Source organism: Actinomadura sediminis (assembly GCF_042675525.1).
Taxonomy (GTDB): domain Bacteria; phylum Actinomycetota; class Actinomycetes; order Streptosporangiales; family Streptosporangiaceae; genus Spirillospora; species Spirillospora sediminis.
This window is the reverse complement of record NZ_JBHTJA010000011.1, coordinates 1-14,307: the sequence shown is the minus strand read 5'-3', so window position 1 is coordinate 14,307 and position 14,307 is coordinate 1. Positions and strand designations below refer to the sequence as shown.

Annotated in this window: 15 protein-coding genes, 1 pseudogene and 1 riboswitch; of the genes and pseudogenes, 4 read left to right on the top strand and 12 right to left on the bottom strand. The window is 74.7% G+C overall.

Going from position 1 to position 14,307, the window contains the following annotated elements; genetic code table 11:
• The first annotated feature begins 19 nt into the window (after positions 1–19).
• A complete protein-coding gene (locus ACFQ11_RS08620; protein WP_378297454.1) occupies positions 20–433 on the top strand; it encodes a DUF3592 domain-containing protein in 414 nt (137 codons plus the stop codon).
• 33 nt (positions 434–466) lie between these two features.
• Here ACFQ11_RS08620 and ACFQ11_RS08615 read toward each other — a convergent pair whose 3' ends face one another.
• Complete coding sequence (locus ACFQ11_RS08615) at positions 467–1,417, bottom strand: NADP-dependent oxidoreductase (RefSeq protein ID WP_378297453.1); 951 nt, start codon at positions 1,415–1,417, stop codon at positions 467–469.
• Positions 1,418–1,466: 49 nt separating this feature from the next.
• Here ACFQ11_RS08615 and ACFQ11_RS08610 point away from each other — a divergent pair, with 49 nt between their 5' ends.
• Positions 1,467–2,087: a TetR/AcrR family transcriptional regulator gene (locus ACFQ11_RS08610; protein WP_378297452.1), complete on the top strand. Its 621-nt coding sequence runs from the start codon at positions 1,467–1,469 to the stop codon at positions 2,085–2,087.
• A gap of 162 nt (positions 2,088–2,249) precedes the next feature.
• Here the strand turns inward: ACFQ11_RS08610 and ACFQ11_RS08605 are convergent, their stop codons facing one another.
• Together ACFQ11_RS08605 and ACFQ11_RS08600 are read right to left on the bottom strand one after the other, a co-directional pair.
• Positions 2,250–2,843, bottom strand: coding sequence for a GNAT family N-acetyltransferase (locus tag ACFQ11_RS08605; protein ID WP_378297451.1), 594 nt, complete (start codon positions 2,841–2,843; stop codon positions 2,250–2,252).
• Positions 2,836–3,504, bottom strand: a complete 669-nt coding sequence (locus ACFQ11_RS08600; RefSeq protein WP_378297450.1) for a carboxymuconolactone decarboxylase family protein — start codon at positions 3,502–3,504, stop codon at positions 2,836–2,838. Before ACFQ11_RS08600 ends, ACFQ11_RS08605 begins: the two co-directional genes overlap by 8 nt.
• A gap of 115 nt (positions 3,505–3,619) precedes the next feature.
• Here ACFQ11_RS08600 and ACFQ11_RS08595 point away from each other — a divergent pair, with 115 nt between their 5' ends.
• Positions 3,620–4,447 (top strand): class I SAM-dependent methyltransferase, encoded by an 828-nt coding sequence (locus ACFQ11_RS08595; protein ID WP_378297449.1) that lies wholly within the window; start codon positions 3,620–3,622, stop codon positions 4,445–4,447.
• Here ACFQ11_RS08595 and ACFQ11_RS08590 read toward each other — a convergent pair.
• The 3 genes and pseudogenes from ACFQ11_RS08590 to ACFQ11_RS08580 form a co-directional block, all read right to left on the bottom strand.
• Positions 4,414–5,688: a serine hydroxymethyltransferase gene (locus tag ACFQ11_RS08590; RefSeq protein WP_378297448.1), complete on the bottom strand. Its 1,275-nt coding sequence runs from the start codon at positions 5,686–5,688 to the stop codon at positions 4,414–4,416. The two genes, ACFQ11_RS08595 and ACFQ11_RS08590, sit on opposite strands and share 34 nt — an antisense overlap.
• 50 nt (positions 5,689–5,738) lie before the next feature.
• A riboswitch (ZMP/ZTP riboswitch) is annotated at positions 5,739–5,825 on the bottom strand.
• A gap of 95 nt (positions 5,826–5,920) precedes the next feature.
• Positions 5,921–6,718 (bottom strand): annotated as a pseudogene (locus ACFQ11_RS08585) (DMT family transporter); the annotation flags it as partial.
• Between the two features lie 110 nt (positions 6,719–6,828).
• Entirely contained in the window at positions 6,829–7,320 is a 492-nt protein-coding gene (locus ACFQ11_RS08580; RefSeq protein WP_378297447.1) for an Lrp/AsnC family transcriptional regulator, read from the bottom strand.
• Positions 7,321–7,789: 469 nt separating this feature from the next.
• On the opposite strand from ACFQ11_RS08580, the gene ACFQ11_RS08575 reads away from it, so the two are divergent.
• Positions 7,790–9,427: a substrate-binding and VWA domain-containing protein gene (locus tag ACFQ11_RS08575; RefSeq protein WP_378297446.1), complete on the top strand. Its 1,638-nt coding sequence runs from the start codon at positions 7,790–7,792 to the stop codon at positions 9,425–9,427.
• 61 nt (positions 9,428–9,488) lie between these two features.
• Here ACFQ11_RS08575 and ACFQ11_RS08570 read toward each other — a convergent pair whose 3' ends face one another.
• From ACFQ11_RS08570 to ACFQ11_RS08545, 6 genes are all read right to left on the bottom strand, one after another.
• The gene (locus ACFQ11_RS08570; RefSeq protein ID WP_084551273.1) at positions 9,489–9,863 is read right to left on the bottom strand and encodes an RNA polymerase-binding protein RbpA; all 375 of its coding nucleotides are present in this window, start codon (positions 9,861–9,863) and stop codon (positions 9,489–9,491) included.
• Positions 9,864–9,944: 81 nt separating this feature from the next.
• On the bottom strand, positions 9,945–10,184 hold the full coding sequence (gene secG / locus ACFQ11_RS08565) for a preprotein translocase subunit SecG (RefSeq protein ID WP_378297445.1): 240 nt from the start codon (positions 10,182–10,184) through the stop codon (positions 9,945–9,947).
• Positions 10,185–10,346: 162 nt separating this feature from the next.
• Positions 10,347–11,138: a triose-phosphate isomerase gene (gene tpiA / locus ACFQ11_RS08560; RefSeq protein ID WP_378297444.1), complete on the bottom strand. Its 792-nt coding sequence runs from the start codon at positions 11,136–11,138 to the stop codon at positions 10,347–10,349.
• Positions 11,139–11,143: 5 nt separating this feature from the next.
• The gene (locus ACFQ11_RS08555) at positions 11,144–12,331 is read right to left on the bottom strand and encodes a phosphoglycerate kinase (RefSeq protein ID WP_378297443.1); all 1,188 of its coding nucleotides are present in this window, start codon (positions 12,329–12,331) and stop codon (positions 11,144–11,146) included.
• Between the two features lie 88 nt (positions 12,332–12,419).
• The gene (gene gap / locus ACFQ11_RS08550) at positions 12,420–13,418 is read right to left on the bottom strand and encodes a type I glyceraldehyde-3-phosphate dehydrogenase (protein ID WP_378297442.1); all 999 of its coding nucleotides are present in this window, start codon (positions 13,416–13,418) and stop codon (positions 12,420–12,422) included.
• Positions 13,419–13,623: 205 nt separating this feature from the next.
• On the bottom strand, positions 13,624–14,307 hold a 684-nt coding region (locus tag ACFQ11_RS08545; RefSeq protein WP_378297441.1), incomplete at its 5' end, for a hypothetical protein.

Below are 14,307 nucleotides of genomic sequence, written 5' to 3'. Positions count from 1 at the left end.
CCCGTACTACGCTCGGCCGGTGGACCTCTCCAGCGGCCCCGGGCTCGTCGCGCTCCGCCTGGTCGGCGTCGCCGGGCTGCTGACCGCGGCCTGGCTCCTGCTGCGCCCGTGGACGCGCCTGCGCCGCACCGGCCGCCGGACGACCGGCACCGTCGTCGGGCACCGGACGACCGGCCCGCCCCGCGAACCCGTGCACGCCCCCGTCTTCCGCTTCACGACCGGCGACGGGCGGACCGTCGAGGCGGTCGCGTCGGTGTCCGCCGCGCGGGCGACGCGGGTCGGGCGGGAGATCCGGGTCGTCTACGATCCGAGCGATCCCGAGGGGACGGCCGAACCCGTCGGGAGCCATCGCCAGAGCGTCGCCGTCGGCCTGCTGTGCGCGGTGGTCGGGACGGGCCTGCTCGTCCACACCGTGACCGAGGCCCTGTCCTGAGCACCGGCGTGCCCCGCCGCCCGTCCGGCGGCGTCAGTTCACCAGGACGATCCTCCCGCGGGCGTGGCGGGTCTCGCTCAGTTCGTGGGCGGCCGCGGCCTCGGTGAGCGGGAACGCCGCCGCGACCGGCACCCGCAGCCGTCCCGCGGCGGCGAGGCCGACCGCGATCCGGAGGCCGTGCGTCGCCTGCGGGTCGGCGCTCCCCAGGGGCCCGTCCGCGCCGCCGACCGGCGCGGTGTGCGACATGTGGACCCCGTGGGCCGCCGCGGCGGGATCGGGGACGATCGTCACCACGCGCGCCGGGTCCCCGGCGAGGGCGACCAGGTCGGGCAGCGCCCCGCCGGCGCAGTCGAGCACCGCGTCGATCCCCTCCGGCGCGAGCGCCCGGATCCGCTCGACCAGGCCGGGCCCGTACGTCGCGGGCTCCGCGCCGAGCGAGCGCAGGAAGCCGTGGTTGCGTGCGCCGGCCGTCCCGATGACGCGGGCCCCGCGGGCGGCCGCCATCTGGACGGCGACCGTGCCCACGCCCCCGGCCGCGCCCTGCACCAGCACCGTGTGCCCCGCGCGGACCGCGAGCCGGTCGAGGACCCGGGTGGCGGTCTCGACGCCGCCCGCCGCGCCGCCCGCCTCCGCCCAGCTCCACGCGGCGGGCTTGGGCGCCCAGGCGGCCAGGACGGCGTGGTCGGCGTTGGCGCCGCGGACCGCCATGGGCGCCAGGCCGAACACCTCGTCGCCGACGGCGGCTCCGGTGACGCCGTCGCCGAGCTCGTCCACGACGCCCGCGGCGTCGGCTCCGGTGCGCCACGGGAACGCCGCCGGCACCGCGTCGCGCAGCGTCCCGGAGCGGAGGGAGACCTCGCCCGTCGCGAGACCGGACGCCCGGACGGCGATACGGACCTCCCCCGGCCCCGGGTGCGGCGCCTCGACCTCGGCCACGTGCACGACGCCGGGCGGTCCGTACTGGGAAAACTGAACAGCTCTCATGAGCCGAACCGTAAAGAGCCCTCCGGTCCGGCTGACTAAAGTGAGAGCCGTGACGGCCGAAGTGACTCGGAAACTGCGCTCGGACGCCGTCGACAACCGGGTCCGCATCCTCGCGGCGGCCCGCGCGGCCTTCGCCGCGGAGGGCTTCGACGTGCCGGTCCGGGAGATCGCCCGGCGCGCGGGGGTGAGCGCCGCGACCGTGTACCGGCGCTTTCCGACCAAGGAGGCGCTCTTCGCCGAGGCGTTCGCCGAGCAGCTCGCCGTGTGCTCGGCCATCGTCGAGGAGGGCCTGGCCGCGGACGATCCGTGGCGCGGCTTCAGCCTGGTGGTCGAGAAGATCCTGGAAGCGAACGCCGTGGACCGCGGGTTCCACGCGTTCGTCTCACGGCTCCCCCGGGCGGTCGACTTCACCGCCGACCGTGACCGCGCGCTCCGGGGGCTGTTCGCGCTCGTCCGCCGCGCGAAGGAGGCGGGCGAGCTGCGCGACGACTTCGTCCTGGAGGACCTGGTCCTCGCGAGGATGGCGAACGACGGCATCCGCGCCGATTCGCCCGCGATGCGGGCGGCCGCGTCCCGCCGCTTCGCGGCCCTGATGCTCCAGTCGTTTCGGGCGAAGCCCGTCCCGGCGCCGCTGCCTCCGGCCGTCCGGCTGCCGACGCCCCCGCGGTAGAGCGCACGGCCCCCGGCCGACGCGCGGCCCGCTTCCGCGGGCTCCGGCTTCCGAACGGCTCTCACCGGCCGGCTCGGTCTTTTCCTGGTTCGCCGGCATGACCGTTCTCGCGCAGGTCGGCGACCTGCGTCCGGACGGCGGGGCGCGCCGGCCTGGACGGCCTCACCCCGCCGACGTCACCGCCGGCGTGACCGGGCGGACGGCGTCCACGCCGTCCGCCGGGATCCGCGCGGCGGTCCAGCCGGCCCGGTCGGCCGCGTAGAACGACGCGCCGTCCGGCCCGGCCGCGCCGTCCGGCACCGGGCGCATCCCGAGCCGCTCGGCGACCCGCACCGACACCGCGCTGTCCGGATCGATCTCGGCGGCGACCCGGCGCAGGCCCACCACCCCGAACGCGTAGTCGAGCACCGCGCGGGACGCCTCCGCGGCCAGGCCCTCGCCCCACCGCTCCGGCTCCAGGCTGTAGACGATCTCGACGCCCGCGCCCGGCCCGTCCCGTCCGGTCAGCCCGGCGACGCCGATCAGCGGCTCGTCCGCCCGCCGCGCGGGCCGCAGCGTCCACAGCCCGTAACCGTGGGCGGCGAAGTCCCGGCGGCTCGCCGCGATGATCTCGGTGACCTGCACGGCCGACACCGCCGCGTCGCCGAACACGTGGCGGCGGACCGGCGGGCGCGTCCAGTGCGCCAGCAGCGGCCGGTGGTCGCGCATGCTGACCGGGCGCAGCGCCAGCCGCTCGGTGCGCAGCAGCTCACGCATGCCCGTCCCCGTCCTGCGGCCACTCCGGCGCGGGCTCCCCCTCCGGCACCCCGACCCGGAACACGCGCAGCTGCATCGCCAGCGCCGTGTAGTACCCGACGAGCGTCACCAGCTCGACCATCGCGGACCGGCCGAGCGTCGCGACCGCCTCGGCGTACACCGCGTCCGACACGTCCTGCTCGGCGGCGAGCTGCCGGGCCGCCTCGTACACCACCCGCTCCCGGACGTCGCCGAGCATCGGCGCGCGCCCCGCGCGCAGGGCGTCCATCTCCTCCTGCTCCAGGCCCGCGCACAGCCCGATCCGCTCGTGCGCGTACCACTCGAAGTCCGAGCGCAGGTGCGCCGCGACGACCAGCGTCGCGATCTCCCGCTCGCGTCTGGTGAACGCGGTGCGGAACCGCAGCGCGGCGCCGAGGTCCTGGAGGGGCAGCCCGACCGACGGGCTGTACAGCATCGCGTTGAAGGGGCCGAGCAGCCGCCCGTGCTCGTCGGTCATGCGGAACGCGGGCGCCCGGCCGGAGCGCGGCCCGCCCGTCACCGCCTCGTACACGGCCCGCTGCTCGTCGGCGAGCGCGCCGGGCGACAGCAGGGGCAGCCGTGACGCGAACGGTTCGCGCCGCAGATGGTCGTCAACGTGCTCACCGCTCACGGGGTCGATCACGTACCGCACGGTAGGCGGTCGGCGCGGGCCGCTCAAGACCCGTCCGGAATATGGAACCGTGACGCGGTGCCGACCTGTCGGCGGCGGCAGGGACCCGCGCTGGCAGGATGGCGGGGTGACCGGCATCTACGACGACCCCTGGGCCTACGAGCTGGCGTGCTCCTTCCGCGACGTGCCCGCGGAGACCGACGTGCTGCTGGCGTGGTGCGCACGGCACCGCGCGCCTGGCGCCCCGCCCGTCCGGACGGTCCTGGAGCTCGCCGCCGGGCCCGCCGAGCACTCCCGGGAGTTCGCCCGGCGCGGCCTCGCCGCGACCGCGCTCGACCTGAACGCCGCGATGTGCGCGTACGCGGCGGAGTCGGCCGCGCGGGACGGCGTCGAACTCGAGGTCGTCCGGGACGACATGACCGCGTTCGACCTGCACCGCCGGTTCGACCTGATCGTCACCATGCTCGACTCGACGTCGCACCTGATGACGCTCGACGCGTTCGTCGCGCACTTCCGCCGCGTCGCCGCCCACCTGGCGCCCGGCGGCCTGTACATCGTCGAGATGTCGCACCCCCGGGACCGGCTGGGCGACGACGAGCCGAGCGTCGGCACCGCCTGGACGGTCGAGCGCGGCGGTGTGCGCGCGTCCGTCCGGTGGGGCGAGCCCGGCGACCGGCTCGACCCGGTCACCCAGATCGCCGACGACCGCGTCACGATCACGATCGACGGGCCGGACGGCGCCCGCACCGTCCGCGACGTCGTGCCCTACCGGTTCTGGACGGCCGGGGAGCTCGACGCCGCGATCCGCCTCGCGGGCGGCCTCACGACCGCGGCGCGGTACGGCGACTTCGGGGACGGCGCGGACGCGGTCGCCCTCACCGCCCCCGAAGCCTGGCGCATGATCACGGTCCTGCGGGCGGGTCAGCCCGCGGGCGCCCAGCCGGGCATCGGGTAACCGGCGAGCAGCTCGCGGATCTCGGCCGCGACCCGCTCGGCGACCGCGTCCTCGTCGCCCTTCGCCACGGCCTGGACGACCTCGTCGAGCCACGCCGCGATCTGCGGCATCCGCTCCTCGGTGAGGCCGCGCGTGGTGATCGCGGCGGTGCCGAGGCGCAGCCCCGACGGGTCGAACGGCTTGCGCGGGTCGAACGGGACGGCGTTGTGGTTCAGCTCGATGCCCGCCCGGTCGAGGGCCTTCGCGGCGGGCTTGCCCGCGACGCCCTTGTTCGTCAGGTCGATCAGGATCAGATGGTTGTCGGTGCCGCCCGAGACCAGGTCGTACCCGCGCTCGACCAGCGCCGCGGCGAGCGCCTTCGCGTTCGCGACGATCCGCCGGGCGTACGCCCCGAAGTCCGGCTGCGCCGCCTCCCGCAGCGCGACCGCGATCGCCGCCGTCGTGTGGTTGTGCGGGCCGCCCTGCAGCCCCGGGAAGACGGCCTTGTCGATCGCCTTCGCGTGCTCGGCCGTCGACATGATCATCGCGCCGCGCGGGCCCCGCAGCGTCTTGTGCGTGGTCGTGGTGATCACGTCGGCGTGCCCGGCCGGCGACGGGTGCGCACCGCCCGCGATCAGCCCCGCGATGTGCGCGACGTCCGCCGCGAGCACCGCGCCGGCCTCCCGCGCGATCTCCGCGAACGCCGGGAAGTCGATCGTCCGGGGCACGGCCGTCCCGCCGCACCAGATCAGCTTCGGGCGCTCCTTCAGGGCGAGGTCGCGCACCTGGTCCATGTCGACCCGCCCGGTGTCGGCGCGCACCTCGTACCGGACGGGCCGGAACCAGGCGCCGGTCGCCGACACCGACCAGCCGTGCGTCAGGTGGCCGCCCATCGGCAGCGACAGGCCCATCACGGTGTCGCCCGGCCGCAGGAACGCCATGTACACGGCCAGGTTCGCGGGCGACCCGGAGTACGGCTGGACGTTCGCGTGCTCGACGCCGAACAGGGTCTTCGCCCGGTCGATCGCCAGTTCCTCCAGCGGGTCGACGTTCTGCTGGCCCTCGTAGTAGCGGCGGCCCGCATAGCCCTCGGAGTACTTGTTCGTCAGGACGGACCCGGTCGCCTCGAGCACCGCGGGCGAGACGTAGTTCTCGGACGCGATCAGCCGGACCTTCTCGAACTGGCGGCGCGCCTCGTCCTCGACGAGCCGGGCGATGTCGGGGTCGCCGCCCCGCAGGTGGGGTACTCGGGGTTCGTGCATGTCGCTCTCCGCGCTGTCGGCCGGGGCGGCGGGCGCCCCGGTGAAGGGGGCCCGAACACCCAGGCGCGCGGTGCGCGGACTACGGTCGCTCCCCGGTGGTCGTCTCCACCTTGACTGCGCCAGTCGCGTAGACGTCATCATACCGATCGGCCCGCCGTCGCGGCGCCGGTACGGACACGGCGGCGAGCCCGCCGAGCAGCAGCGCCGTCCCGGCGATCACCGCGCCGGACATGGGTTCGCCCAGCACGAGCACCGCGAGGACGACCGCGACCAGCGGCTCCACGAGGCTCAGCGTCCCCGCGGTCGCGGCGCTGACCCGTCCCAATCCGGTCACGAAGCACATGTAGGCGACCGCGGTCGCCGCGATGCCCAGCCAGCCGACGAGCCACGCCGCGCGCGGCTCCGCGAGCGCCGGCAGGGCGGCGATCGTCCAGGGCGCCAGGACCGCGCCGCCGGCCAGGAGGGTCACCGACACGGCCGCCGCCATGCCGGCGCCGCGCCCGGTCATCCGCTTGGCGGCGACCGTGTAGACGCCGAAGCAGCATCCCGCCACCAGGCTCAGCGCGATGCCCACCGGGTCGACGCGCACCGCGGCCTGCGGCGCCATCAGCACCGCGACGCCGCCCACCGCGCACACCGTCCCGGCCCACCATCCGCGCCCGGGGCGGACGCCCAGCACCAGCCGCTCGCACACGCCCGTCGACACCGGAACCAGCCCGAACACCACGGCCGTCGCGACGGCCGCGCCGGTGCGGTCCACCGCGCCGAAGAACGCCGCCTGGAACGTCCCGGTGGCCGCGGCGGCGGCGATCAGCGGCCGCCACGCGTCCCGCCGGATCGCGAACGAGCCGCGGTCCCTCACCAGGACCAGCGCGGCGAGGATCGCCCCGCCGAAGAGGATCCGGGCTCCCCCGACCGCGACCGGGCTCGCGTCCGTCTCCGCCAGCACCCGGGCCGGTCCCACCGTCCCCCACAGGACGCCCGCCGCCAGCACCAGCAGCGTCCCGGATGTGTCACTCCATCGGTACATGGGGCCGAAGCTAGGAGAACATGCGGCCCTTTTGCGGTTCGACCATTCGTAAGTTCGGTTGCAATGGTCTCACCCGTTGTTCCTTCGGCCGAGCGCGGCCGCGCCCGAGGTCACGCATACGGTGTTCGGCGGGCGCGCTCGTCCGCCGCCGGAAGTTCGGACTGCTCGACCGGCTGGACGTAGTCGTAGACGACCGTGGTGCGCACGTCCACGAACTCCTTGCGCCGCGCCAGCCGGTCGAGCACGAAGTCGCGCAGGTACGCGGTGCTGGGCACCGCCACGTGGACGAGCAGGTCCTCGTTCCCGGTCACGACGAACACCCCGACGGCCTCGGGCATCGCCGCCATGCCGTCCCGCGCGGATTCGATCGCCTCCCGCGACTGCGGCCGGATCCGGATCGAGATGAGCGCCTGCACGCCCCGTCCGAGCCGCTCCAGGTCGACGGCCGCGTGCACCCCGGTGACGACGCCCCGCGCGCGCAGCGCCCGCGTCCGCTCCAGCGCCGTCGACGGCGCGACCCCCACCGCCTCGGCGAGCTCCCGGTTCGTCTGCCGTCCGTCCCGCTGCAAGCGCCGCAGGATCGCCTGGTCGACCGCGTCCATGTCGCACCCCTCGTTCCGCTCTCCGATGCCGAACCCTCGCACGCGGTTCCGCGCCCGAAGGCCCACGCCTCCGAAGAATATTCGGACGCCGCTTCGAGCATCCCGGGGGCCGCGAGACGAGCATCGCGGCGTGACGCGGCGGGGACGCGGCGCATGGAGCGGCATCGCCGCCGCGCGGGCTCGGCAGGCCGCCGTCGAGCGGCGGGGAGGTTCGCCGATGCGCGGCGAAGCGGGCGGGGCGATGGACGGCGGGCGGCGGAGTCCGCGGGTCCGTGCGGGAGCGCGCCCCGTGGCCGGTCCGGCGGGACGGACGGGCGCGAGGCCGGTGATTTCGCCGATGCGGCGCGCGGCGCGCGTCCGCAGAATGTCCGCCCGAGGCACAGGCGGCAGCGTGGCCGTCCGGGGATCGAGGGTGAACGTGAGCGGAGCTCATCGTGCGGGGGGTCCGCGTGGCGGCCGTGCCCGCCGGGTGCGGCAGGCGCTGGTCGTCGCGGGGGCGGCCCTCGCGGTGGCGGCGGGGACGGCCGTGTACGCCGTGTCGGCGGGCGGCGGGTGCGGCGGGAGCGCGGTCGGGCTGGACGTGGCGGTGGCGCCGGAGCTGGTGCCGGCCGTGACGCGGGCCGCCGACGACTTCAACGGGCGGGAGCGCCGCGTCGGCGGCAGGTGTGTGCGCGTCGCGGTGCGCGCCGCCGGTCCGGCGGGGGTGGCGGCGCTGCTGTCGGGCCGCATCCCGCCGGACGCGGGGGTCCGCCGGCCGGACGTGTGGGTGCCGGACTCGTCGCTGTGGCTCCGGACGCTCGACGATCCGCCGGAGACGGTCGGGGGGCCGGTCGCGCGGTCGCCGCTGGTGGCGGCGGTGCCGCGGCGGCGGGCCGGGGACGTCACCGCGCCGACGTGGGACGGGGTGCTCCAGGCGTCGATGCCCGGGCCGGGGGACGCGCGGTCGACCCGGCTGACCCTGGCCGACCCCGCCCGGACGGGCGCCGGGCTGACCGCGCTGCTGCTCGTGCACGCACGTCTGCACAAGGCGGAGGCGTCGTTCGCGACGTTCGCGCGGGCGGCGCAGGAGAACATGGCGCCGGACGCGCGCGGAGTGTTCGAGTACCTCGCGGGGGGCGGGGAGAGCGTGCTTCCCGTGCTGCTCGCACCGGAGCAAAGCGTGTGGGCGTACAACCGGACGGGCCCGGAAGCGCCCGCGGAGGCGGTGTACCCGCGGGAGGGCACGCTGTCGCTCGACTACCCGTTCGTGCTCGTCGATCCGGAACGGGACGAGGCCGCACGGCTGTTCGAGGGGGCGCTGCGCACGCCGGAGGCGCGGGACGCGCTGCGGGCGCTGGGCTTCCGCGACACGGGGGGCGCGCCGCCGCCGGACTTCCGGAGCACCGCGGGCGTGCGGGCGCAGCGGCCCGCGGAGCTGGCCGCGCCGACGCCGCAGGAGGTGCGGGACGTCGTGCAGGCGTGGGCGCGGCTCGCGCTGGGGTCGCGGATGCTGTCGTTGATCGACGTGTCGGGGTCGATGGCCGCGAAGGTGCCGGGCACGGACCTGACGCGGCTGCAGGCGATCGCGCAGGCGGCCCAGCAGGGACTGACGCTGCAGCCGGACGGCACGGAGCTGGGCCAGTGGATCTTCTCGACGCGGATGGACGGGCGGCGCGACTGGCGCGAGACCGTGCCGATCGGGCCGCTCGGGGAGCGGATCGGGTCGGCGACGCGGCGGCAGCGGATACTCGGCACGCTCACGGCGCTGCGGCCGAAACCGGACGGCGACACGGGCCTCTACGACACGCTGCTGGCGGCCATGGAGTTCATGCGCCGCACCTACAAGCCCGAGATGATCAACACCGTGCTGGTGTACACCGACGGCCGCAACGACGATCCCGACGGGCCGTCCCTGGACGAGACCATCGACCGGCTGCGCGACGGGAACGACCCGCGGCGGCCGGTGCAGATCGTCGTGGTCGGGTTCGGGCCGGAGGTCGACACGGACGAGCTGGAGAGGCTCGCGGACGCCACGCGCGGCAGCGTCTACACGGCGCACCGGCCCTCGGACGTCCTGCGGATCTTCGGGGAGGCGATGGCCCGCAGGCTGTGCGCCCCCGACTGCTGAGCGTCCGGACGCGCCGCGGCCCGGCACCCGCTCGGGTGCCGGGCCGCGCTGCGGAACCGCGTCAGCCGCGGGCCGCGGCCTCCATGTGCTGCTTGACCGCGGCGCGCTTCTCCCGGAGCTTCGCGAGCGCCTCCTCGAGGATGGCCTCGCCGTCCTCGTCGCTGCGACGCTCCTTCACGTAGGCGAGGTGCGTCTTGTACGGCTCGGTCTTCGGCGGCGCCGGCGGGTTGTCCGCGTCCTGCCCGGCCGGGAACCCGCACCGCGGGCAGTCCCACGTCTCGGGGACCGCGACGTCGGTCGCGAAGCTGGGGCGGGTCTCGTGCCGGTTCGCACAGTAGAAGGTCACCCAGACGCGGGGGGCGGCGTCGCCGCGCTCCGCCTCTCCCATCGGACCGGCCCCGACGCGGCTGCCCCGAATCGCGTTGCCACTACCCACGGACTACTCCTCGTTCACTCTGCCGTGGCCGCCCGTGACCTCGGGAGGACGGCACGGCGCTCGTACGGTGGATCAGGCGGCTCAGCCCGCGTCGCCCTTGAACAGCAGCGCCAGCACGATGATCGAGGCGAACCAGATCACCCCGACGCCGACGGTCAGCCGGTCCAGGTTGCGTTCGACCACCGACGACCCGCCGAGGGACGACGAGATGCCGCCGCCGAACATGTCGGACAGGCCGCCGCCCTTGCCCTTGTGCATCAGGACGAGGACGATCATCAGGAGGCTCGAGAGGATGAGCACGGCGGACGTTGCGATGATCACGGTTCAAGCGCCTTCTCTGGCCGGACCCGCGTGAGCGGGACGTGTCTGCGTTCAAGGTCGGGGGTCGAGCCGGGCGGTTTACCCGTCCGCCTGAAAGGGTACGACGAACTACCCGCTGGTTCGGCAAGAACCCCCATGTCACGAGGAATTGATCACTTTTGATCAGGCCGGAAGGTCCCGGTACCGGCAGATCTTGACGAATTCACCGGGGTCCAGGCTGGCACCTCCCACCAGCGCGCCGTCCACGTCGGCCTCCTGCATGAGCTTGGCGACGTTGCTTCCCTTCACCGAGCCGCCGTACAGGATGCGCACCTTGCCGGCGAGGTCCCCGTCGTACAGCTCCGCGAGCCGGGCGCGGATCGCGGCGCAGACCTCCTGCGCGTCCCGCGGGGTGGCGACCTCGCCCGTGCCGATCGCCCAGACCGGCTCGTAGGCGATCACGACCTTCTCGGCCTGCTCGGCGGGGATCTTCTCCAGGCCCCCGTCGACCTGCGCGAGGACGTGCGCGACGTGCTCGCCCGCCTTGCGGACGTCCAGGCCCTCCCCCACGCACAGGATCGGCGTGAGCTCGGCGGCCAGCGCCGCCTTGACCTTGGCGTTGACGATCGCGTCGTCCTCGTGGTGGTACTGCCGCCGCTCGGAGTGCCCGACGACCGCGTAGGTGCAGCCGAGCTTGGCCAGCATCGCCCCGGAGATCTCCCCGGTGTAGGCGCCGGACGCGTGCTGCGACACGTCCTGGGCCCCGTAGGCGATCCCGAGCTTGTCGGCGTCGACGAGGGTCTGCACCGACCGGATGGCGGTGAACGGCGGAACGACCGCGACGTCGACGGCGTCGTAGTCGGCCTCCTTGAGCGCGAACGCCATCTTCTGGACGAGCGCGATCGCCTCGAGGTGGTTGTTGTTCATCTTCCAGTTGCCCGCCATGAGCGGCTTACGGGAAGGTGCGGCTGCCATCGGGGTCAGTCCTCCAGTGCCTGCAGGCCGGGGAGCGTCTTGCCCTCGAGGTACTCGAGGCTCGCGCCGCCGCCGGTCGAGATGTGGGAGAAGGCGTTCTCGTCGAAGCCGAGCCGCCGGACGGCCGCGGCGGAGTCGCCGCCGCCGACCACGGTGAACGCGCCGGAGTCGAGGAGGCCCTGGGCGACGGCGCGGGTGCCGTGCGCGTAGGGCTCCATCTCGAACACGCCCATGGGGCCGTTCCAGAAGACCGTCCCGGCGCCCTCCAGCCGGGACGCGAACAGCTTGCCGGACTCGGGACCGATGTCGAGGCCGAGCCGGTCGGCGGGGATCGCGTCGGCGGGGACGACGTCGTGGTCGGCGTCCGCGGCGAACGCGGTCGCGGCGACGACGTCCACCGGCAGGACGAACTCCACGCCGTTCGCCTCGGCGCGCCGCAGGTACTCGCGGACGGTGTCGAGCTGGTCCTCCTCGAGGAGGCTCCGGCCGACCTCGTGGCCCTGCGCCTTGAGGAAGGTGAACACCATGCCGCCGCCGATGAGGATGCGGTCGGCCTTGCCGAGGAGGTTGTCGATCACGCCGAGCTTGTCGGAGACCTTGGAGCCGCCGAGGACGACCGCGTACGGCCGGGCGACGTCCTCGGTGAGCCGGCGCAGCACGGAGACCTCGGCGTCGATCAGCTCGCCGGCGGCGTGCGGGAGCCGCGCCGGGACGTCGAAGACGCTGGCGTGCCTGCGGTGCACGGCGCCGAACCCGTCGCCGACGTAGCAGTCGGCGAGGGCGGCGAGCCTGCCGGCGAACGCGCCGCGCTCGGCGTCGTCCTTGCTGGTCTCGCCGGGCTCGAAGCGCAGGTTCTCCAGCAGCGCGACGTCGCCTTCGCCGAGGCCGCCCACGGCGGCGTGGGCGGACGGGCCGACGACGTCGTCGGCGAACACGACGCGGGTGCCGAGCAGCTCGCCGAGCCGGATCGCGACGGGGCGCAGCGAGAACTCGGGCTTGACCTCGCCCTTCGGGCGGCCGAGGTGGGCGCAGACGACGACGCGGGCGCCGCGGGACCGCAGCCGCATGATCGTCGGCAGCGCCGCCCGGATCCGCCCGTCGTCGGTGATCTTCCCGTCCTCCAGCGGGACGTTCAGGTCCGCGCGGACGAGCACGCGCCGTCCGTCGACGTCGAGATCGTCAATGGTGCGCATCGGGATGCGGTGTCCTTCCGGATACGGCCCCGCCGTGGCCGCGCGCGTCGCGCGGCCACGGCGGGAAAGACGGGCTCGGAGACGCGTGTCAGAGCTGCGCGCCGACGAGCTTGACGAGGTCGACGAGGCGGTTGGAGTAGCCCCACTCGTTGTCGTACCAGCCGACGACCTTGACCTGGTCGCCGATGATCTTCGTCAGGCCGGCGTCGAAGATGCAGGACGCCGGGTCGGTGACGATGTCGGCCGAGACGATCGGGTCCTCGGTGTAGGTCAGGTAGCCCTTGAGCGGGCCCTCGGCGGCGGCCTTGAACGCGGCGTTGACCTCTTCGACGGTCGTGTCGCGGGACACCTTCGCGGTGAGGTCGGTGGCCGAGCCGGTCGGCACCGGGACGCGCAGCGCGTAGCCGTCCAGCTTGCCGTTCAGCTCCGGCAGCACCAGGCCGATCGCCTTGGCGGCGCCGGTGGAGGTCGGGACGACGTTCAGCGCGGCGGCGCGGGCGCGGCGCAGGTCCTTGTGCGGCGCGTCCTGCAGGTTCTGGTCCTGCGTGTAGGCGTGGATCGTCGTCATCAGGCCCTTCTCGATGACGAAGTTGTCGTGCAGGACCTTCGCCAGCGGGGCCAGGCAGTTGGTGGTGCAGGACGCGTTCGAGATGACGGTGTGGGCCGCCGGGTCGTACTTGTCCTCGTTCACGCCCAGCACGACGGTGAGGTCCTCGTTCTTGGCGGGCGCCGAGATGATGACCTTCTTCGCGCCGTTGTCGGCGTGCACCTTGGCCTTGGTGGCGTCGGTGAAGAAACCGGTGGACTCGACCACGACGTCGACGTCGCCCCACTTGATGTTGGCGGGGTCGCGCTCGGCGAACGCCTTGATCGTCTTGCCGCCGACGACGATCTCGTCGGCCGTGGCGTGCACGTCCTCGGGGAAACGGCCGAGGATGCTGTCGTACTTCAGCAGGTGGGCGAGCGTGGCGTTGTCGGTCAGGTCGTTGACCGCCACGATCTCGATGTCGGCCCCGCTGGCCTTCACGGCGCGGAAGAAGTTACGGCCGATCCGGCCGAACCCGTTGATGCCTACTCGGATGGTCACGGAACGGCTCTCCTCGTACGTCAATCGCCCGGCGCGTCGTCCAGGACGGTTACGGTCGGTGCAGGGATCTCCCCGGGGGTCTCCCCGCCTCCGACCCTATCCAATGACCCGCCGGTAGCTTGACACCGGTCGCGTGGGAAACGCCGGGTGACGCGCCCTCCCCCAGGCGGGGGAGGCACCGGCTCAGGGCACGAAGGTCATCGGCTCAGGGCGCGAAGGTCATCGAATCGACCACCCGGCCGTTCTCGTCAAGGGCCCGGACCACGCCCGGACGGGGCTCGCCGCGCTCACCGGAGGGCGCCGGGCGCGGGCGCGTGGCGAACATCAGGGCTTCCCGGCCTCCCGCCGACCACCGGTGGCAGTTCGCCTCGGCCGCGCGGTCGCGACTCCCGCACTCGAACTCCAGGGCGCCGCCGGCGTGCTCCACCAGGAAGGACCGGGCGGCCGGGACGGTGGTGCCCACCCACGCGACCGCGCCGTCGCCCGTCGTCCAGCGCATCGCGGCGGTCGAGCGCGGCAGGAAGCCCTCCCGGCGGCACTCCCTTTCCCCGGGCGCGCGTCGCATCACCGCGAGCACGAGCCCGTCGGCGCCGCCGTCCACGGCCGCCGCGGTCCCGCCGCCGGGGATGTCGATCGACATGCCGCCTTCCCGCGCCGTCGCCCATCCGTCGGTGGCGGCGTCCAGGCACGCGTTCCCGTCCGCGGCGCTCACCCGGCGCGACGCGTCCGCACCGGTGGCGGAACCGGACGGGCGGGCGGCCCGCCCGGCGGCCGGTCCCGGATCGGCGAGGACGTCGGCGAGGACCGTGCCCCCGAGCACCGCGATCGCGGCCGCCGCGGCGGCGACGGCGGGGGCGGCGCGGCGACGGCGGCGGCGCCGCTCCACGCG

Excerpts from the sequence above, each read along its gene's own strand:
- ACFQ11_RS08615 (WP_378297453.1), bottom strand. The coding sequence starts at position 1,417 with ATGAGAGCTGTTCAGTTTTCCCAGTACGGACCGCCCGGCGTCGTGCAC.
- ACFQ11_RS08590 (WP_378297448.1), bottom strand. The coding sequence starts at position 5,688 with ATGCACGAACCCCGAGTACCCCACCTGCGGGGCGGCGACCCCGACATC.
- ACFQ11_RS08555 (WP_378297443.1), bottom strand. The coding sequence starts at position 12,331 with ATGCGCACCATTGACGATCTCGACGTCGACGGACGGCGCGTGCTCGTC.
- ACFQ11_RS08580 (WP_378297447.1), bottom strand. The coding sequence starts at position 7,320 with ATGGACGCGGTCGACCAGGCGATCCTGCGGCGCTTGCAGCGGGACGGA.
- tpiA (WP_378297444.1), bottom strand. The coding sequence starts at position 11,138 with ATGGCAGCCGCACCTTCCCGTAAGCCGCTCATGGCGGGCAACTGGAAG.
- ACFQ11_RS08605 (WP_378297451.1), bottom strand. The coding sequence starts at position 2,843 with ATGCGTGAGCTGCTGCGCACCGAGCGGCTGGCGCTGCGCCCGGTCAGC.